The 19,168-nt window shown below is 61.3% G+C and carries 13 protein-coding genes, 1 tRNA gene and 1 pseudogene; 11 read left to right on the plus strand and 4 right to left on the minus strand.

From position 1 onward, the window contains the following. Positions 1–292 precede the first annotated feature (292 nt). Positions 293–1,117, minus strand: coding sequence for a DUF937 domain-containing protein (locus C6Y62_RS15015; protein WP_173954596.1), 825 nt, complete (start codon positions 1,115–1,117; stop codon positions 293–295). A gap of 553 nt (positions 1,118–1,670) precedes the next feature. On the opposite strand from C6Y62_RS15015, the gene C6Y62_RS15020 reads away from it, so the two are divergent. Further along, positions 1,671–3,845 (plus strand): sodium-translocating pyrophosphatase, encoded by a 2,175-nt coding sequence (locus C6Y62_RS15020; protein ID WP_173954597.1) that lies wholly within the window; start codon positions 1,671–1,673, stop codon positions 3,843–3,845. A 239-nt stretch (positions 3,846–4,084) separates the two neighbouring features. Here C6Y62_RS15020 and C6Y62_RS15025 read toward each other — a convergent pair whose 3' ends face one another. Next, on the minus strand, positions 4,085–4,609 hold the full coding sequence (locus C6Y62_RS15025) for an outer membrane protein assembly factor BamE (protein WP_246274767.1): 525 nt from the start codon (positions 4,607–4,609) through the stop codon (positions 4,085–4,087). 154 nt (positions 4,610–4,763) lie between these two features. Between C6Y62_RS15025 and C6Y62_RS15030 the strand changes: the two genes are divergently transcribed. The 9 genes from C6Y62_RS15030 to C6Y62_RS15070 all read left to right on the plus strand — a co-directional run bounded on the left by C6Y62_RS15030 (position 4,764) and on the right by C6Y62_RS15070 (position 11,937). Beyond that, positions 4,764–5,345 carry a ubiquinol-cytochrome C chaperone family protein gene (locus tag C6Y62_RS15030; protein WP_173954598.1) on the plus strand — a complete coding sequence of 194 codons (582 nt, stop codon included), beginning with the start codon at positions 4,764–4,766 and terminating at the stop codon, positions 5,343–5,345. Between the two features lie 34 nt (positions 5,346–5,379). Further along, positions 5,380–5,904, plus strand: coding sequence for a YceD family protein (locus C6Y62_RS15035; protein WP_173954599.1), 525 nt, complete (start codon positions 5,380–5,382; stop codon positions 5,902–5,904). A gap of 187 nt (positions 5,905–6,091) precedes the next feature. After that, positions 6,092–7,144, plus strand: a complete 1,053-nt coding sequence (gene plsX / locus C6Y62_RS15040; protein ID WP_173954600.1) for a phosphate acyltransferase PlsX — start codon at positions 6,092–6,094, stop codon at positions 7,142–7,144. A gap of 103 nt (positions 7,145–7,247) precedes the next feature. Continuing rightward, on the plus strand, positions 7,248–8,225 hold the full coding sequence (locus C6Y62_RS15045) for a beta-ketoacyl-ACP synthase III (protein ID WP_068459231.1): 978 nt from the start codon (positions 7,248–7,250) through the stop codon (positions 8,223–8,225). A gap of 134 nt (positions 8,226–8,359) precedes the next feature. After that, positions 8,360–8,680: an integration host factor subunit alpha gene (locus tag C6Y62_RS15050; RefSeq protein ID WP_068459234.1), complete on the plus strand. Its 321-nt coding sequence runs from the start codon at positions 8,360–8,362 to the stop codon at positions 8,678–8,680. A gap of 50 nt (positions 8,681–8,730) precedes the next feature. Further along, entirely contained in the window at positions 8,731–9,258 is a 528-nt protein-coding gene (locus C6Y62_RS15055) for a MerR family transcriptional regulator (protein ID WP_173954601.1), read from the plus strand. Between the two features lie 12 nt (positions 9,259–9,270). Then, positions 9,271–10,140, plus strand: a complete 870-nt coding sequence (locus C6Y62_RS15060) for a 4'-phosphopantetheinyl transferase family protein (protein WP_173954602.1) — start codon at positions 9,271–9,273, stop codon at positions 10,138–10,140. A 54-nt stretch (positions 10,141–10,194) separates the two neighbouring features. Continuing rightward, positions 10,195–10,272 (plus strand) — tRNA-Pro (locus tag C6Y62_RS15065). Between the two features lie 405 nt (positions 10,273–10,677). Continuing rightward, a complete protein-coding gene (locus C6Y62_RS15070; RefSeq protein WP_173954603.1) occupies positions 10,678–11,937 on the plus strand; it encodes an Hsp70 family protein in 1,260 nt (419 codons plus the stop codon). A 73-nt stretch (positions 11,938–12,010) separates the two neighbouring features. Here the strand turns inward: C6Y62_RS15070 and C6Y62_RS15075 are convergent, their stop codons facing one another. Next, on the minus strand, positions 12,011–15,730 hold the full coding sequence (locus C6Y62_RS15075; protein ID WP_173954604.1) for an AAA family ATPase: 3,720 nt from the start codon (positions 15,728–15,730) through the stop codon (positions 12,011–12,013). Between the two features lie 17 nt (positions 15,731–15,747). Continuing rightward, complete coding sequence (locus tag C6Y62_RS15080; protein ID WP_338074480.1) at positions 15,748–17,079, minus strand: exonuclease SbcCD subunit D C-terminal domain-containing protein; 1,332 nt, start codon at positions 17,077–17,079, stop codon at positions 15,748–15,750. A gap of 498 nt (positions 17,080–17,577) precedes the next feature. Here C6Y62_RS15080 and C6Y62_RS15085 point away from each other — a divergent pair. Continuing rightward, positions 17,578–19,168, plus strand: a pseudogene (locus C6Y62_RS15085) (autotransporter adhesin family protein); the annotation flags it as partial.

A 19,168-nucleotide genomic window follows, 5' to 3' on the forward strand; every position in this document is an offset into this window, starting at 1 on the left:
ACGACCCCGACCCGCGGTCAGTAGAGCGGGCTTCCCTCCACAACCTAACGGATATTGGATACCCCAAAAAGGGCGGCGAGCTTTCAGCCTGAGGAGAAGCTGCGGGAAAGTGTGCGATGTAAGGCACCATATACATGAAATTGGTCCGGGGATCACATTGGCGGCCGGCTCTCTGAAGGAGAGTCGCCAGCGCAACAGACAACCACGGCCGGCTGCGCAAGGCGCAGTCGCCAGCGCTACTAAGCACCGGCGGCCAGCGCTCAGCAGGGGTGTTGCCGGTGCAAAAGAACAATCACCGATCTTCGTGCCGCATGCGGGTGCGGAACTGGTTGAGACGCTGCTGCGCCTGCGTGCCAGCTGACTGCAATGCCGATGTGCCCCATACGTGCAGCTTGGCGAACCAGGGTACATACCGCGCACGCATGCCGAAACCGCGCGCGATGATGCGTCGGACCGGCTCGTAGGGATCTGCCGCTGCCGCATTGGCGCCAAGACGGATCTCTTCGGCCAGATGGCGAAACAGATCTGCGCGCTCAGCGTCGCCATAAACAGTGTGGGTTGCGAGCGTGAGGCCGTTGAAGAAGCCGCTGCTGCCGCGCCCAACTGGCAACTGCAATGCAGCGGTGAAATCCTCAGGGATCGCCGGTTCATTGCGGATGAAGCCGATCACTTCGGCGCGCGTCAGGAAAGACAGACCACCAACGATCATCGCGGCTACGACTGGCAACAGATACTCAGCAACCGTGATGCTGATGCCGGCGGCATTCGCGACGTGACTGGACAGGTTTGCTGCGGCCTGAGGGCCAAACAACACATTCAACGCGTCTTTGCCAATGGCCTGCGTTGATGGTGCGCCCATGAGTGTTGGCGTTTCAAGCACGCGCTCGTAATCGCCGTTGCCAAGCAACGTGATCAGATGTGCAAGCGTATCGCGCGAGAGCGCGTCTTCGTCGAGTGACTGCGTGAGCGCTTCCAGCATGACCAGTACGGCGGTCTTCGCCTGGGTGCGCGGCAGATGAAAGGCTCGTGCCAGATTGCTGACAGCTTGCCGGTTCTGTGCCCGTGTGAGTTCGCCCCAGATGGGACCACGGATTTTCTGTTCGGCGCCCAACGTCACGGGCGTCCTTCGCTCAGTACCAGAAGGTTTGGCAAGGCGTTGTCCTCCATGTTCGAGGTGTGTCGTTCACAGATTGTGTACGAACGTTTCCAACGTCGCGCCCTGACTAACACAACAATCGGAAAAATTAGCAGAAAAATCGCACATGGCGGTGAACGGTCGCGATTCGCGTGTGACCGATGCACCATTATTTTGACATGTTGCAGACTTGGGCGACAGCTCTGTGACGGCTGTTCCGGGCGCGGCTGAATTTAAAAATATCGCGCGATCCTAACCGCTTGTACGGCGGAACTGGAACGCTTCGAAGCTGTGCGCCGCTGCAATAATGATTCGCATGTCGGTTAGCGGCGAACGAATAATCGACTTCCTCCAAATGGCCACTTTCACCGCTGTCTGACCGCGCACTAAGAACTGGGTAGGGACTGCCGAGCCGTGTTGCAAGCGGCCCACACATTTGGCATGTTCCGCCGCGAATTGTCACAGAGGCGTTAGGTCAGCAACTTGCGTTGAGGGCCGACAACAGTACGTAAGCCGCTATAGGGGATTACACAAAATGACGGAAGTGCTGTGGGGGATCGTCGCTTGCGGCGTGCTAGCCCTCGCCTACTCGGCGTTTACAATCCGCTCGGTCATGAGCGCTGACGCCGGTACGGCGAAGATGCAGGAGATTGCGGGCGCCATTCGCGAAGGCGCGCAGGCCTATCTCAATCGCCAGTATACGACGATCGCCATCGTTGGCGCCGTCATCTTTGCCGCTGCATGGATACTGCTGGGCTATCTGGTTGCCGTCGGGTTCCTGATTGGCGCGGTGCTCTCCGGTCTTGCCGGTTATGTCGGCATGAACGTGTCGGTGCGCGCCAACGTGCGTACGGCGCAGGCGGCAACACACTCGCTGGCCCGCGGCCTCGACATCGCGTTCAAGTCGGGCGCTGTCACCGGCATGCTGGTTGCCGGCATGGCGCTGCTTGGCGTCGCTGGCTACTACTTCTTCCTGACCGCCGGGCAAGGTTTTGCGCCGGATTCCCGCACCGTGACCGACGCGCTGGTTGCGCTGGGCTTCGGTGCATCGCTGATCTCCATCTTCGCCCGTCTCGGCGGCGGCATCTTCACCAAGGGTGCTGACGTTGGCGGCGATCTCGTCGGCAAGGTGGAAGCGGGTATTCCCGAGGACGATCCGCGCAACCCCGCAACGATTGCCGACAACGTCGGCGACAACGTTGGCGACTGCGCCGGTATGGCGGCCGACCTGTTCGAGACCTACGCGGTGACGGTTGTTGCCACGATGGTTCTGGGCTCGATCTTCTTTGCCGGTCAGCCAAACCTGGAGCTGTTGATGCTCTATCCGCTCGCCATTTGCGCGGCGTGCATCGTCACCTCGATCATCGGCACGTTCTTCGTCAAGCTGGGCTCCAACAACTCGATCATGGGCGCGCTGTATCGTGGCTTCCTTGCCAGCGCTGTGCTTTCGGTTGCCGGACTGTGGGCGGCCACGCACTATGTACTGGGCGGCTTCGGTGAAATTGGCACGGCCGCAGGCCAGACCATCACCGGCTGGAACCTGTTCCTGTGCGGCCTTGTCGGTCTCGGCGTGACGGGCCTCATCATCTGGATCACGGAATACTATACCGGCATCGGCTATCGCCCGGTGCGCTCGATCGCCCAGTCGTCGGTGACGGGCCACGGCACCAACGTGATCCAGGGCCTTGCCATCTCGCTTGAGTCGACCGCGCTGCCCGCGCTGGTGATCGTCATCGGCATCCTCTCCACCTACTCGCTGGCTGGCCTCTTCGGTACGGCAATCGCCACCACGACGATGCTCGGTCTTGCCGGCATGGTGGTTGCGCTCGACGCGTTCGGCCCGGTGACGGACAACGCCGGCGGCATCGCCGAAATGGCTGGCCTGCCGAGCGAAGTGCGCCGTTCGACCGACGCGCTCGACGCTGTCGGCAACACCACCAAGGCTGTGACCAAGGGCTATGCCATCGGTTCGGCTGGTCTTGGTGCGCTGGTATTGTTCGCAGCCTACAGCTACGACCTGCAGCACTTCATCGATGAAGCCAACAAGTCTGCTACCGGCGCTTATTCCTACTTCAAGGGCGTTTCGCCGGACTTCTCGCTGGCCAATCCGTACGTGGTTGTCGGCCTGCTGCTCGGTGGTCTCATTCCGTACCTGTTCAGCGGTATGGCAATGACAGCCGTTGGCCGTGCTGGCAGCGCCATCGTTGAAGAGGTTCGCCGCCAGTTCAAGGCCAAGCCTGGCATCATGCAGGGCAAGGACCGTCCGGACTATGCGGCGGCTGTCGACCTGCTGACGCGCGCAGCCATCAAGGAAATGATCATTCCTTCGCTGTTGCCGGTGCTGTCGCCGATCGTGCTGTACTTCGCGATTTATTACATCGCGGGCGGTGGCGCAGAGGGCAAGAGCGCGGCGTTCTCGGCTGTCGGCGCGATGCTGCTGGGCGTGATCGTCAACGGCCTGTTCGTCGCCATCTCGATGACCTCGGGCGGTGGCGCCTGGGACAACGCGAAGAAGGCGATCGAAGACGGCTTCGTCGACAAGGATGGCGTGAAGCACAAGAAGGGTTCGGATGCCCACAAGGCAGCCGTGACCGGTGACACCGTTGGCGATCCCTACAAGGACACCGCGGGCCCGGCCGTGAACCCGGCGATCAAGATCACTAACATCGTTGCGTTGCTGCTGCTGGCGGTTCTGGCTGCACAGGGTTGATAGCTCGCAACGCACGTTGCATCGAAAAACGAAAAGGCCCGGATCGCTCCGGGCCTTTTTTCTGGCGCTCGGCGACTCCGCTACGCGGAGCCGGCCGCCGAGCGCGTGGGCAGCCTTGCCGGCAGAACAGCGTGGAGGGGAAACGGGGGCCGCGCGCACCAATCAGCGCTGGCGGCCGGCTGTGCGGAGCACAGTCGCCAGCGCAAGAGAAGTGTCGCCGGTGCAAAAGAAAGAAACCCTTAGTCGCCGAAGATCTGCTTGGTGCCGAGGTTGCGGAACAGCTGCTTGATGATGCCGTCGTCCTTGCCGCCCGGCGCGGGCGTGGTGCGCGAGACATAATCGAACACGCGACCGTCCTTCATGCCGTAGTTGGCGACGCGTTCGACCGTGCCGCCGGGCGAGAAGTACACGGCGACGACCTGGCGATCCTGCTCGGTCGGCAGCATGAACGCGGTCTGCGTCGCGGTGCTGGAGATGTAATAATAGGCTTGGCTGGTGCCGACCACAGCGGTGGTGGATGGCGTGCCAAGGTTCATGCGCACCTGTTCCTGCGTCATGCCGGGCTGGACCTGCTGCAGGTCGCCCTCATGGAACTGCACGCCATGCTTGATGACGTTGGAATCGCAGGCGGCGATGGCGAGCGCGCCAGCGAGCAGGCCGACGAGCGAAAGGCAGCGGACGCCTCCACGCAACATGGCGGGCGCAACCGGCTTATGGCGCTGGGGGGGCGTGTGGCGTTGGTGGTCGTTCATCTCTCGGCGCATTATGTTATGTGTTCCCGAGATTGCATTGAGAGCAGGGCGAAATTGCGCTTAGCCCGTGGGCTGCGCGATTGCAACGGCACAGATACAACCCTGCGTCCTCTTTCCCCGATAGCTTCGTTTACCAAAGGCCCCGGCACCCATGCTGGAATCCCTGATGTTCCGCTCCAAGACCCGCCGTAAGGCAGGCAAAATTTATGGCGCGGTCGTGACGCAATCCCGCAGCCCGGAATTTTATGCCGGCCTGGGTGTGCCGGACACGCCCGTCGGCCGCTACGAGATGCTGGTGCTGCATCTCATTCTGGTGCTGGAGCGGTTGCGGGAGCAGGGCGTGGCCGACAGCAGGCTGGACCGGCTGCTGGTCGAAATGTTCATCGCCGACATTGACGACAGCCTGCGCGAGCTGGCGACCGGCGATCTGTCGGTGCCCAAGAAAGTACGGCGGGCCGCGACCGGACTTTACGACCGGCTGATGGACTACCGTGATGCGACGGCCACCGACGCCGATGCGGCGGCATTGGCGGCCTCGTTTGCCCGGCACGTCTATGATGTCGAGGGCAATGCGGATGCTGCCGCCGAAATCAACGCCCATGCGGCGGTGCTGGCGCGCTATGCCCGGGCGGGGCAGCTGGCCCTGGCCAAGGTGGACGTGGCTGCGGGCGAGGTGATTTTTCCACCGGTGGCAGAGTTTATCGGTGAAACGGGCGCGCATACTTCCGGCGCCGACGCTACAGACTAACCCCGACACGAACGAACACAGGCGAGCACGACCCATGACGGAAACAGTAGCTCTTGGCTGGTCCTATCGGACGACGCAAATCCCCGATGGCGGTCTGCGCGAAAGCCGTGTCGCAACCGAGGCCGAGCGCGCGGCCATTGCCGCCGAGCTGGATCTGCTGGCTTGCGACTTTCTCGATACCCGTTTTTCCATCCGGGCGCTGGGCAAGGGCCATTATCGGCTGGCGGGCGATCTTAAGGCGCGGCTGAAGCAGAGCTGCGTGGTGACGCTTGAGCCGCTGGATGAAGAAGTGAAGGCGGTGTTCGACGTTGAGTACAGCCCGGCGCAGGGCTTGCCACAGAGCAGCGCCGATGAGCTTGAAGCGCTTTCGGCAGCGGAAATCGAGCCGATAGAACGGGGCGAGATCGACGTCGGCCGGATTGTTTTCGAGACGCTGGTGGCGAACCTCAACCCCTATCCGCGCAAGGATGGGGCAGCGTTTGAGGGCGGCGACGCGGACGACGAGGAGCGGCCTGCCGGGCCATTCGATATCCTGAAAAAGCTGAAGGATGGCGCCTGAAGCGCGGTCCCGCCATGATGCGGCATCGTGGCATTATGGCCGCAGTGGCTCACAAAGCCGCGGTGGGAGAGCCCCAGAATCCGGTTGTTTCGCATATGCAAAAGAGTATGGTCCGCTACTTCAAGGGGTGGCCAGTCGTGTCCTCCGCTACCTCTCCATAGGCGAAAACTACGAGGCGACCCGCGCTATGTCTCAGCCGCGGACAATTGCGCTTGATGCCATGGGTGGCGATCATGGCCCTTCGGTCGTGGTACCCGGCGCAGCACTGTCATTAGAGCGCTCTCCGGCGCTCAGTTTTATTTTTTACGGTGACGAGCCGGCCATTCGCGCCGAGCTTGAGCGGCTGCCTGCGCTGGCGGCCAAGTCACGCGTTGTGCACACCGATCGCGTTATTGGCATGAGCGAGAAGCCCAGCCAGGCGCTTCGGCGCGGCAAGGGCAGCAGCCTCTGGATGACAATCGACGCGGTGCGTAACGGGGAAGCGGACGTGGCGGTTTCGGCCGGCAACACCGGCGCTTTCATGGCCATGTCGAAGCTGATCCTGCGTCCGATCAAGGGCATTGAGCGGCCTGCGCTGGCGGCGATCTGGCCGACCGTTAAGGCGGAATGCATCGTGCTCGACGTTGGCGCCAACATCGGCGCTTCCTCGCGCGAGCTGTGCCATCTGGCGATGATGGGCGCGGCGATGGCCCGCGCGCTGTTCCATATCGAGCGCCCGACTGTCGGCCTGCTGAATGTGGGCGTGGAAGAGGTGAAGGGCGTCGATGAGGTGCGCGAGGCGCACAGCATCCTCAAGAGCACGGCGGAACTGCCGCTCGATTACCGGGGCTTCATCGAGGGCGACCAGATCGGGCAGGGCAGCGTCGATGTGGTGGTGGTTGAGGGGTTCGCGGGCAATATCGCGCTGAAGACCGCCGAGGGTACCGCCAAGCAGATTGCCGAATATCTGCGCGCTGCCATGCGGCGTACATGGCTTTCAAAGCTGGGCGCGGTGCTGGCTTCGGGCGGCTTCCGGGTGCTGAAGGAAAAAATGGACCCGCGGCGGGTAAATGGCGGGACGTTCCTGGGCTTGAACGGCATTGCTGTGAAAAGCCATGGGGGAACTGATGCGCTTGGCTTTGCCAGCGCCGTCGATCTCGCGTACGAAATGGCGCAGAGCCACCTCATTCCTCGGCTTACGGCTGATCTGACGGCGTTTCATGACAAGCTTGAGGCGACGACCGATACAACGGCCGGTTAATGGCCGGGATCGTGAGACAACCACGGCTTGACCGCTTGTGTGCGCGTGCCATCGGGTTTAGGCAGCTGGCCAGGGCCAACAATAAGAGAAGCAAGGCAACTCAGTGGCAGTCATCCGTTCAGTGATCCGAGGCGTTGGCGCCTATCTTCCCAAGCGCGTCCTGACCAACGCCGACCTCGCGAAGATCGTTGACACCAGCGACGACTGGATCGTTGAACGTACCGGCATTCGCGAGCGCCACATCGCGGCCGACGGAGAAATGACCTCCGATCTGGGCATCGCGGCTGCCAAGAAAGCGCTGGTGCGCGCGGGCATCGATCCGGTTGATATCGATCTGGTGATCTGCGCGACCGCTACGCCTGATCGCACTTTTCCCGCTACTGCGGTGCGAATTCAGCAGGGTCTGGGCGTCACCAAGGGCGCCGCGTTCGACGTGCAGGCCGTATGTTCGGGCTTCGTCTACGCGCTGACCATCGCCGACAACTTTATCAAGTCCGGACAGTTCAAGCGGGCCGTTGTTGTTGGCGCCGAAACATTTTCGCGCATTCTCGACTGGGAGGATCGCACCACCTGCGTGCTGTTCGGCGACGGTGCTGGCGCGGTTGTGCTGGAAGCGCAGTCTCAGATCGGCACGCGCGAGGATCGCGGAATTCTGGCCTCGCGCATCCGCTCCGATGGGCGCTTTGAAGATCTGCTGTACGTGGACGGTGGACCGAGCTCGACCAAGACGGTTGGCCATTTGCGTATGAACGGGCGCGAAGTGTTCCGTCATGCGGTGCAGAAAATTTCCGGCGTGATCGAGGAAACCCTCGTCATGACTGGCTACGCGCCGGACGAGATCGATCTCTATGTGCCGCATCAGGCCAACCAGCGCATTCTCGATGGCGTGCTGCGCAAGCTTGGTGTTCCGGCTGAGAAAATTGTCGTAACGCTCGACAGGCATGGCAACACGTCGGCGGCTTCGATCCCGCTCGCGCTTAACCAAGCCTTTGAAGATCACCGTATTAACGAAGGTTCGCTGGTACTTATGGAAGCGATGGGCGGCGGATTTACCTGGGGTGCCGTGCTGGCCCGTTGGTGAGTGCACCGATCTTTTCTGCAACGCGGCATGTTTCTTTGTTTGATTTCAGCTAGTTGAAATGTTGTCTCGATTGACGCTGGCCGCGCCCGCAAGTAGCATCGGAAAAAAGATGTGGAGTGGGAGGCAAAAGGGCCATGAGTGGCAAGACGTTAACGCGGGCTGATCTCGCTGATGCGGTCGTGCGGAAAGTGGGATTACCGCGCAACGAAAGCCAGGAACTTGTTGAGCTGGTGCTGGGCGAGATCTCTTCGAGCCTCGCGCGCGGGGATTCGGTCAAGCTTTCGTCGTTCGGTTCTTTCGGCATTCGCGAGAAGGGCGAGCGCATGGGCCGCAACCCTAAAACAGGGGATGAAGTGCCGATCACACCGCGCCGGGTATTGGTCTTCCGGCCCAGCAACATTATGAAAGAACGCATCAACCAGGGTCACGCCCGCCGTAGCAAGGCAGCCGAGTGAGCTGCCGCCCGTTGTGCGGTGGTGTGCTGGCGCAGCCTGTGGAGGCGTAATTGACGAAGACGGCAGAAGCCTTTCGCACCATCAGCGAGGTCGCCGACGAGCTCAATGTCCCGAAGCACGTCCTGCGTTTCTGGGAAGGGCGTTTTCCGCAAATCAAGCCGATGAAACGTGGTGGCGGCCGCCGCTACTACCGTCCGGAAGACATGGATCTTCTGCGCGGCATCTGCCAGCTTCTGCATGCTGAAGGTTACACCATCAAGGGTGTGCAGAAGATTCTGCGCGAGCAGGGGGTGGATACCGTGAAGGCCGCCGGTCTGGGACCGGAGCCGGAAGCGGAAGTTGCGGTAGCTGTGGCTTCTGTTGAGGATGCGCCGGAGCCGACTGCCAAGCGTTCGCGGCTGAAGCGTTTGCGGACGGGACGTCAGGCGCAGGCTGCTGCTGCAAAATCACCTGCGCGCGAGCAGATTCTGGCGGTGATCGCTGAGCTGGAAAACTGCCGCAGTCTGCTGCTGGGCGAAGCGGTGGAAACGTCCGAGCGTCGCGCCCAACCGCAGGCACGCCGCAGCGCCCGCGCGTAACCGGGCTTGCGGATGCCGCATTCGGCCCCAGACGTTCCACACACAAACGTCCAGCATTCAGACGTTTGGCATAGTGAAATCTGGTTTGTTGATATTGCCGCTGCGGCGCCCGCGCTACAGGCGTTCGAGGCGCGTCATCTGCTGCTGAGCGCAGCCGAGCATGAACGCGCAGCGGCGCTGCGCGATGATTTGGTGCGCAACGAATGGCTTGCGGCACATATCGCATTGCGAGCTATTGTTGGTCGCGGCTGCGGCCCTGATGTGGCACGTCAGACATTCGCTGTGACAGAGCGCGGCAAACCGTTTCTCGCGCAATCACCTTACGCCTTCAGTCTTTCCCACGCACCGGGCGTGGCGCTGATCGGGCTGTCTGCCGGGCGGATGATCGGCGTTGATATCGAGCGCCATCGCGAGGTACGGATAGGCGATGCGCGTCGCGCCGGTATTGAGGCTGCGGCTGCGCATCTGTCGGTGGACGTTCTGCCCGTCGATCCGACAATGCGGTTTCTGCAGGCGTGGGTGCGTATCGAAGCGCTGGCGAAGGCAGACGGCCGCGGCGTGGGGCGGATGCTGACGCGCTTGGGGGTGAGAGGCCGGGCAGCAGCGCCGCCGCCGGCTGACGCAAGCGGTTTGGGCGACGATATTGCGCCGATCGCTGCCCGGGCGCGGGCCGTGCTGGCCGGTGCGGATCAAGAAGTGGAATTGGCGGAGCAGACAACCGCTCCTGAGCCACCAAGCCAGGGTGCGCGCGCTCTGACGGTGACGGATCTGGCGGTGGCGGAGGGCCTGTATGCCGCTGTGGCGTCAGAGGCGGGCGCGGGACCGGTGGTTTGTCGGCGATTGCCGGATCACTTGGAGGGGCTTGAAAAGCTTTTTGGGTAAAGGTTTTAAGGCCACGCTTGACCGACGCGGCGGCAGTTGGCAAAAGGGGCGCTTCGGAGCGTAGCGCAGCCTGGTTAGCGCACCAGTCTGGGGGACTGGGGGTCGGAGGTTCAAATCCTCTCGCTCCGACCATTATTTCAAGGACTTAGGCTGCACCTATAAAATATCGTAGGTGGCCAAGTGTCAGGTGGGTGTCAAAAGCCCCCCCGACTGTCGGCGCAAGTTGGCCTGTTAAGCTGCGCCCCCGCAGAGACACACCGTGAAATCGGCCTTGCGCGGACGCGCCCAGATCTTGCACCAGTAAGGAACCCAGCAGGCAGCGCCGGGCCCATCGCTCTGCGGATCCCAGCTTGTGCAGGTAGATGCGCGCAGGCGTGATGACCTCGACTTTCAAACTTTTGCGGATCGCGGTGAAGCTTGCAGCCAGCATCGTGACTTGCTAGCCCATGCACCCGCCGAAGCGCCGCGCGTGAGTTTGCGCTCTTAAGCGTCCTCCCGGATTCGCTGCGGCACCTCCAAATCTTCATAGGAAGCGATATGACACTTGCCTCTGGCGCGTGCGGCCTTGACTTCGGCACCTCCAACAGCGCCATCGGCCACGCGGCGGAAGCCCACCCCGCGCTGATCCCTTTGCAAGAGGGCCGCGTTTCAATTCCCACCGCGGTATTCTTCAGCTTCGAGGACGCAAGTGTCACCTTCGGCCGCGAAGCCGTCTCGCGCTACTTGCAGCGCGAGAACGGGCGCCTGATGCGTTCGTTGAAATCGGTGCTCGGATCCTCGCTCATCCACGAGCAAACGCAGGTTGGCGCAAAGCGCCTCCGGTTTGACGAGATCGTGTCGCTGTTTCTTAGTTACGTGCGCAACGCCGCCGATGAGCCTGCGTCCGTTGTCATGGGGCGCCCGGTGTTTTTCGTGGATGAGAACCCCGAGGCCGACAAGAACGCTGAGGATCAACTGCGGCAGGCGGCGCAGCATGCAGGCTTCAAGCACATTGAATTCCAGTTCGAGCCGATCGCTGCTGCGCTCGACTACGAACGGCAGGTAGCTGCTGAAGAGCTGGCGTTTGTCGTCGACATCGGCGGCGGTACGTCGGACTTCTCCATCGTCCGCGTCTCTCCGCATCGGCGCGGCAAGCCGGACCGCAAGTCAGACATTCTCGCGTATTCGGGTGTGCACATCGGTGGTACCGACTTCGACCGTCGACTCGAACTCGATGCCGTGCTGCCCAGCCTTGGGCTTGGCGCCAAGCTTCGTCACAAGAACATGGAAACGCCGTCGTGGTGGTATCAGGATCTGGCAACCTGGCAGCGCATCAACTTCCTTTATGACTCGAAAATCTTCGCCGACATGCGCCAGGTACGCCGCGATATGGTCGAGCCAGAGAAACTCGACCGGCTGCTTGAGGTGCTGGAGAACAGGAAGGGCCACGCGCTGCTGACCGCTGTTGAGGACGTCAAGATTGAGCTCTCGTCCGTTAGTCAGATATCGATGGATTTGCAGAAGCTTGCCGGCATCGAACCGATAGACATTTCGCGGCAGCAGTTCGAGCGCGCAATTGCGGATCAGATTGACCGCATACATACAACAATCAGAAGCACGCTGAGCCAGAGCAACGTTTCGGCCGACGCCATCGGCGCGGTGTTTTTAACCGGTGGCTCGTCGCGCATACCGCTGCTGCTCGCAACGTTGAGAGAGGCGTTCACCAATGCCCGCATCGTTGAAGGCGATGCGTTCGGCTCGGTTGCCACGGGGCTAGCACTGGAAGCCCACAGTCGCTTCGGTGCGACGCACGTTTGACGTTACGGCTCTCGCGGCGTTCGCCCAAACGGCCGCAGTGATCGCAGCGCCAGAACAACCGGCAGGCTTAAGGCTATGTCGAGCCCTGACTGATATCGACCACGCTTTTGCCGCCGCCCTGCTTGCGCACGGTGATACGCGTGGAGATGCGCTCCTTCATTGCATCGACATGGCTGATGACACCGACCTGCCGACCTTGCGACTGCAGGCTTTCCAATGCGTCGATCGCCAGGTCAAGACTAAGTGCGTCCAGCGATCCGAAGCCTTCATCGATGAACAGCGTCGCAGCAAGTCCGCCTTTGCCGCCCATGCGCGACAGCGCCAGAGCAAGGGCTAGCGAGGCGAGGAAGCGCTCGCCGCCGGAAAGGCTGCGCGTTGCCCGGGTTTCGTTGCCCATGTCGCGATCCTCAACCTGCAGCGCAAGATCAGCTGCACGACGCAGACGATAACGCGGGTTGAGATCCGCAAGATGGTGGTTGGCGTGGTCGACCAATACATCGAGTGTGATGGACTGCGCGATCCGGGCGAACTTGTCTCCGCTTTTCGAACCCGCAGCGTGGTTGACCGCTTCCCAAACTTTCAGTTCAGCATGTGCCTTGCTGATCTCCTGCTCAAGCCCGGCAAGGGCGGCGCGCGCGTTTGTATCGCGCAGAATGTCGCCATCGATGGCACCAATCCGCTCGGTACGTGCGTTGCATGCCTGTTCGAGTTCGCCGCGTGCTTCTGCGAGGGCTTCAACGGTCAGTTCAGGCAGGCCGGCAGCCTCAGCTTCAGCAAAATCCCGGCGGCGCGATGCTAGCGTACCCTGTGCCGATGTCACTGCATCGTCGAGTGTCCGCAGCTGCTGGCGCAAGCTTTCGATTTCGGTGGCTGGCCGGGCGAAAAGTGCGGCGAGGTTTTCCTCTGCTAGGTCGGTGGTGGACAGCGCTGCGGCGAGAGTGCTCCGTGCCTGCGCGTGCTCTTGCAGCGCTTTGTTATGCTCGGCCTCCGCAGCTTCAGCGCTGCTTGTTGCTGCTGTCGATAGGTTGATGGCTTCGTTCAGCGTCGTGCGCGCGACATTCAACGCGGCGGTGGCAGCGCTCAGCATCTCAGCGTGACGGTTGCGATGGGCTTCGGTGGGTTCTCCGCCCAGCAGTGGCGCGCGTTTGTCTCGCAGCGCCTGCAATGCATGCTGCCGCGTGGCGGCCACCGTTTCCAAGTCTGCCGCCAGCTTGATAGCGTTCTCTGCCGCGCTTGCCGCTCTGGTGATGCGCGGCACCAGATTATCGAGAGCGGTCTTGGCGGCTTCGCGCTTCTGGCGCAGATCTGTTACGTGCTGAACCCGGCGTTCAAGCGCAGTGGAAAGCGCGGGATCATCCAGCCTTTCGTCCAGCGATTGCAGCAGCGGCGCAAGCTCCGTAGCGAGACGTTGGGTCTGCTCGCATGCAAGCTCACCATTGCGCTGCGCAAGCGTCAGGCTGTTGTCGGTGGTGGCAAGATCGATTTTCAGCTGTTCGCGATTGACATCACGATCCTGCATGGCTTTGCGCAGATCTTCCCGCTGCGAAGACAGCTGTTTCGTTTTGTTGCGCAACTCAGTTAGTTGCTGCTGTGCCTGGGCTTCTTTTTGTTGTGCGGCAATCGCATCGGCTCGCAGTGTGTCAAGATGCGCTGTGTCTTCCGAAGGTTGATCGGGCAGCGGCGGACACTGCGGGATTGCGACGGCGCTGTCGCGCGCATCCCGCCATTGAGTGCTGGCATCTGCTTTCTGCTTCTCAGCCTTTTGTGCATCAACAACGGACTGATTGCGCTGTGCCTCCGCGCGATCCTGCGTCCGGTGCGCGTCAGATTGCTGCTTGCGTGCGTCCTCGACGGCGGTTCTGGCCGCCTGCAGATTCATACGCAACTTGGCTGCGAGTTCCGCCAACGCAACGTCCGCATCATGTACGGGGTGCTCGGGCGATCCACAGACCGGACATGGTGCGCCGGGTTCCAGGCGGAGACGCAACTCGCGCGCAATATCGGACACGGCGAGATCGGCCTGCTCGGACGGCGCCGCGAGTGCCTTAACCTGGGCTTCAGCCAAGACCAGCGCATCGCCAGCAGACTTTGCATCGGTGACGGCTTTGGCAATCGTATCGCTGGCGGCCTGGCTCGACGCTTCTGCTGCCGTGAGAGCTTCGTTCGCAGACCTATACTGCGCCGCTGCGCGCAGCATATCCGCAAGCGCCGTCGCGAGGGTCTGTAGCGCCGAGCCTTGCGTCAGTGGGTGTTTGGCTTCCAGGCTGCTGATGTGTTCAGCAAGAGCGTCGATCTGTTCGGTCAGCTTTGCTTCGTTTGCCTTGTCAGTCGTTGTCTCGGTTGTGAGCAGGGCCAGCTTTTCCTTCAGTCGCCCGGCTTCAGCTTCATGCTTGGCTAGGTCAGCCTTGGCGCGGGCGAAAGATGTGCTGGCGTCGGAGTGCTCAGCGATGCGTTGCCGGATATGTGTCCACGCATCTGTTAGCGCACAATCGGCGGACAGACCGGAAAGCGCAGAAACTGCGGCGTCAAAAGCCGACTGGACTTCGGCGTTGTCCTTCTGCAATGCCTGCAACGCATCGTCGGCTTCCTTTGCCTTTTGCTGCGATGTGCGGTGCTCGGCGTGGGCGCTGTCCAGTTCTTTTGCTGCCGATCCGATTTTGCTGTCGAGGTCGGCGGCATCGATCCATAACGGACCGAAATTTTTGAATTCTTCGTCGCGCGCTTTGCTGCTGGCCTCAGCGCCGTTGAAGATGATCTTCAGCTCGTCCGCTTTTTGGGCTGCTTCGTCGGCGACAGATTTGGCCGTATCGGCTGCGGTTCGCGCTGATTGAACGCGATTGTGCGCGGTTGAAACAGCCTGCCACGGAGCACGCAGCGGCGCCGCGCGGTCTAAACGGGTGAGTTCTGCACGTGCCGCGGACGCAGCAGTTTGGGCGTCGACCGCCTTCTCAAGTTCGGCGGTAGCGGCTGCCACTTGCTGCGCGGTTTCCGTGTGCCGCTTATGACGGGCCAGCGCCGCTTGCAGATTGGCGATTTCAACGGTTGCAGCCTGATTGGCCTGTTTGAGAGCTTCGCGCTCGGTAGTGAGCGCTTCGATGGCCTCAGCGCTCAACAACTGGTGAGAGTCCCGACGCTGGTTCAACTTGTCGTACGCGCTCTGCGCTGCCTCGCATCGCTCATAGATCCGCGACGACACCGCGCGATATTGGGCCGTGCCTGTCACCTTTTCCAGCAGCGCGGCGCGTTCATTGGTGTCAGCGCGCAGGAAGGCATCGAAATCGCCCTGAGCCAGAAGCACGGTGCGGCGGAATTCCTCGTAAGAGAGCCCCGTCAGCGCTGCGACTTCCTGAGCAACGGCGCTGATCTGGCTGGCGATGACCTGGCCATCGGAAGCGCGCGTCAGGGAGCGCGCAACATTCTGCAATTGTCCGTCGATTCGGTCGTGCGCCCGGCGTGCGTGCCAGCGTGCAATGTAATCCTGTCCGTCGCGCGCTTGAAAACGAACTTCGGCCCATCCCTGTCTGGCACCGCGGCGCAGGATGGCGCGGGGATCGCGCGCCTTGATCGCTTTGCCGGACGGATCGGGAACATCATCGACCGCTGCCCCGGCAAGGCGCGGCGCGTCGCCGTAAAGTGCGAGGCACATCGCGTCGAGGATCGAGGATTTTCCCGCTCCGGTTTCGCCGGTGATGGCGAAGAGGCCGGCGCCGGCTAAGGGTTCGGCGGTGAAGTCGATCGTAAAGAGCTGTGCGAGGCTTGCGATATTCTCGCCGGAAATCGAAAGGATGCGCATGTGATTGGGTATCTACTTCAGATTTCGGAGAACGCTTCGCGGAACGCAGCAAGATGCATCGTGTCAGGATCGACGCCATGCGACGTGCGGAAGGCCATGTGGAACAGATCCTCAGGGTTGGTTTCCGAAAGGCTTGGCGGCGATGCACTCGGCGCGGCGATGGCTTCGGGTTTGGTGATTGACTGCCCGGCAACGCGGATGGGCAGCGAGGACACCAGCGCGTCAAGCGTTGCAGCAATCTGCGTCACGGGTTGATCAGCCAGCAGGGACAGATAAACGAAGGGTTGCGCATTGCGCGGAGTATCGGCGGCGAGATCCAGTGCATTCAGAGCGTCGATGACTTCCGACAGCGGTGCGACGCCTGACGCTGGCAGGCGATACATTGGCACGGCCCGAGGGACGGGAATGTGCGTCGGCGTGAAGCCTTCATTCAGATCAAGCAATGTTACGCCGTGATCATAGCCAATTTCGGCGGCGGATAACGGAAACGGCGAGCCGGAATAACGCACCCGTCCGCCATCGAGAGATTGTGCGCGGTGCAAATGGCCAAGCGCGACATAGGACAACGCGGAAGGGTAAATGTCGGGCGGGACGGCGTGCTCGCCACCGATCAGGATGCGCCGCTCTGCCCCTTCGGATTCAAGGCCGCCCGCACACGTCAGATGGCCCATAGCAATGATCGGCAACCCATCGGCACGGATATTGGCCGCTTCCGTCATTGCGATATGCAAGGCGCGCGCAGCTGTGGTGATGGCATGCTCGGAGCCTCCAGTCGCGCCGAGTTGCAGCCCCGGCAAATCGGCTTGCCGCAGAAACGGTATCGCCAGCACATGCGCACGCAGGACGCCCGAGGCGTCGCGTAGTGGGATCAGGTGACGGTCCATGTCGACGCCGTCAGCGTTTCTGCGCAGCGTGCCGAGCACGTGCACGCCGAGTGCGTTCAATACCGCTTCCGGTGCTTCCAGGCGTTGCGCGGGATCGTGGTTGCCCGCCGTCATTATGATCTGCAGCTTGGGATTGGCGCGCAGACAATCGGCAATGGCACGGTAAAGCAGGCGCAGTGAGTCGCCGGAGGGATTGATACCGTCGAATACGTCGCCGGCCACAAGTAGGACGTCGATCCGTTCAGAGGCGATCAGTTGACTCAGGTTGGCAAAAAAGGATTCGTGCTCATGCTCCCGCGACCACCCGTTGAGCGTTTGGCCGATATGCCAATCGGCGGTATGCAGTATGCGCATTGAGGAGCCTTGCCCGTCGTATTTTGTGAGTATTCCCATGCGTTTTCTATTCCACTTGCGGGCCGTGATCGCAATGCTGAAATGGAGCGTTGAGAAGACAGCTGCCGGCATCAAATCCCGCTTGCTGCTGGCAGCAGTTGCGCGGGATGCTTCAACCTTGTCGGGAGGTTCGGGTGCGATATCGGCATTATTGCGTTGCCCCGGCGTATTGTGCCGCGCGCGCCGGAGAAGGAGGCTTCGTCGCCGGCAATTGCCCCGTGCAGCTTTGATCAACGCAATCGGAGTGGCCTGCTTTATCGATAGCTGCCGCCGAAATCGAAGTCTGCGGATTTGAAATCCCTGTTTCCCTGCACTCGCGATTCGCGCATGATGCGTTTTATTGATTTGAAGATGTTCGCGGCCAATTCGCCGCCGTTCGAACCTCAATTCCCGTGCTCTACGGTGCCAGTTTAAGCGTCAATCGTAAGGTCAGATCGCGTAAGTGTGCAGCTTTCGCGGCTATTCTGGCATGGCGCTCATCGCAGGTGATCACGTCGCCAAGGATAGCGCCGGACACAGAGATTGAGGCCAGCCTTGACACGACGCGCATTTGCACCAGCAACAAGTGTTATGCTGCTTACGACGTCATTATTGGTGTTCGTCGGCGGATCCGGCGAAGCAGAAGCGGGATGCACCACAACAGTTATTGTTGGTGGTGAACGTTACGATTGTACCGATGCGCCGCCCGATCCAACGGTTGCTCCGACAGTCATCCCGGCTGGGAACAACGAGCTCAACATCTCTAGCGGCAGTTTTGACAGCTTCGAGTTTCTAGGCAACGGCACCAGCATCACGCAGGTAACGGGGGGTAATGTAAGCGGCGACGTCATCTCCCGCGATGGCGTCGACGCATTTACGATGACCGACGGCGTCATTGGGGGAACGGTTCGACAAGGCGATGGCATCGACACCTTCACTATGCATGGCGGCACGGTCGGTGCTGTGGCGCAAGGCGGTGGCCTCGACCATTTCCTTATGACCGGCGGCACGATCGTGGGCACATTTTCTGACGGTGATTTTGCGACGATCACGGGCGGCACTATCGGCTCCGTCGACATGAACATCGGCAACAATGTTTTCGATATGTCGGGTGGAACCGTCATTGGCAATGTCATTGCATGGGGCAACAACGACACCTTCATCCTTTCCAACGGCCAGATCGGCGGCATCGTCAATATGGGAAATGGCGACAACTCATTGACAGTGAGTGGCGGTTCCATTGGCGGTGGAATGTCGACGGGTAGCGGCGTCGACGAGTTGACGTGGACGGGCGGCGTCGTCATCGGTACGATTGGCTTAGGCGGCGACAACGACGTAGTTTTTATCGGGGGGCTGGGGCCAACTGAGCTTGGAGGTTTAACGCTCCTCGACGGTGGTGATGGCATCGATGAGCTTGAGATTTCGAACTCGACGGTCACTGGAAGCGCGAGATTTCAGAATTGGGAGACCGTCTCGTTAACGTCGTCTGCGCACTTCACGCTGGATAGCACTCTCGTCCTGGGTGATGCAGGCACCTTAACCGGCAGTCTATCCATTGACGGCACAAGCATAGTCTATTCGGGCGGTGTTAACGGCGTCATCACGCCGTTCGGGGTTGGCGCGGTCTCGGTGGTCAACGCCGGTATGATCGACATGATGAACGGGTCGGCCGCCGATTCCGTTACTGTGATCGGAAATTATATCGGGCAGGGCGGCACAGTTCGTTTGGACACTCAGCTCGGATCGGATGGATCGCCATCCGATAAACTTGTGATCGATGGCGGAGCGGGCACCGGAACGTCACTCCTGAGCGTCAACAACGTTGGCGGCGGCGGCGCTCTCACCGCCCTCAACGGCATTCTCGTCGTCGATGCGATCAACGGCGGCACGACGGTGCCGGGTCTGTTTGCGCTCGCTGGCCCTGTCGTTGCTGGTCCCTACGAATATTCGCTTTATCGCGGCAGCGTGGACGCCTCCAATCCGAACGCGTGGTATCTGCGGTCCACCCTCGACTGTACTTTCAACCCCTCAGCTCCTGTGTGCGGGCCGGACGCGCCCGACTATCGTCCAGAAACCTCGCTCTACGCCGCCGTTCCGGCGATGACGCTGCTGTATGGCCGCCTGATGCTCGATACGCTGCATGAGCGGCGCGGCACTGCCGTCAGCTCATATGCGGAAGGTG

The sequence above is a fragment of the Hyphomicrobium sulfonivorans genome (assembly GCF_013306565.1).
In the GTDB taxonomy this organism is placed as follows: Bacteria; Pseudomonadota; Alphaproteobacteria; order Rhizobiales; family Hyphomicrobiaceae; genus Hyphomicrobium_A; species Hyphomicrobium_A sulfonivorans.

Excerpts from the sequence above, each read along its gene's own strand:
- C6Y62_RS15020 (WP_173954597.1), top strand. The coding sequence starts at position 1,671 with ATGACGGAAGTGCTGTGGGGGATCGTCGCTTGCGGCGTGCTAGCCCTC.
- C6Y62_RS15025 (WP_246274767.1), bottom strand. The coding sequence starts at position 4,609 with ATGCGCCGAGAGATGAACGACCACCAACGCCACACGCCCCCCCAGCGC.
- C6Y62_RS15030 (WP_173954598.1), top strand. The coding sequence starts at position 4,764 with ATGTTCCGCTCCAAGACCCGCCGTAAGGCAGGCAAAATTTATGGCGCG.
- C6Y62_RS15035 (WP_173954599.1), top strand. The coding sequence starts at position 5,380 with ATGACGGAAACAGTAGCTCTTGGCTGGTCCTATCGGACGACGCAAATC.
- plsX (WP_173954600.1), top strand. The coding sequence starts at position 6,092 with ATGTCTCAGCCGCGGACAATTGCGCTTGATGCCATGGGTGGCGATCAT.
- C6Y62_RS15050 (WP_068459234.1), top strand. The coding sequence starts at position 8,360 with ATGAGTGGCAAGACGTTAACGCGGGCTGATCTCGCTGATGCGGTCGTG.
- C6Y62_RS15060 (WP_173954602.1), top strand. The coding sequence starts at position 9,271 with ATGCCGCATTCGGCCCCAGACGTTCCACACACAAACGTCCAGCATTCA.
- C6Y62_RS15070 (WP_173954603.1), top strand. The coding sequence starts at position 10,678 with ATGACACTTGCCTCTGGCGCGTGCGGCCTTGACTTCGGCACCTCCAAC.
- C6Y62_RS15075 (WP_173954604.1), bottom strand. The coding sequence starts at position 15,730 with ATGCGCATCCTTTCGATTTCCGGCGAGAATATCGCAAGCCTCGCACAG.
- C6Y62_RS15080 (WP_338074480.1), bottom strand. The coding sequence starts at position 17,079 with ATGCCGGCAGCTGTCTTCTCAACGCTCCATTTCAGCATTGCGATCACG.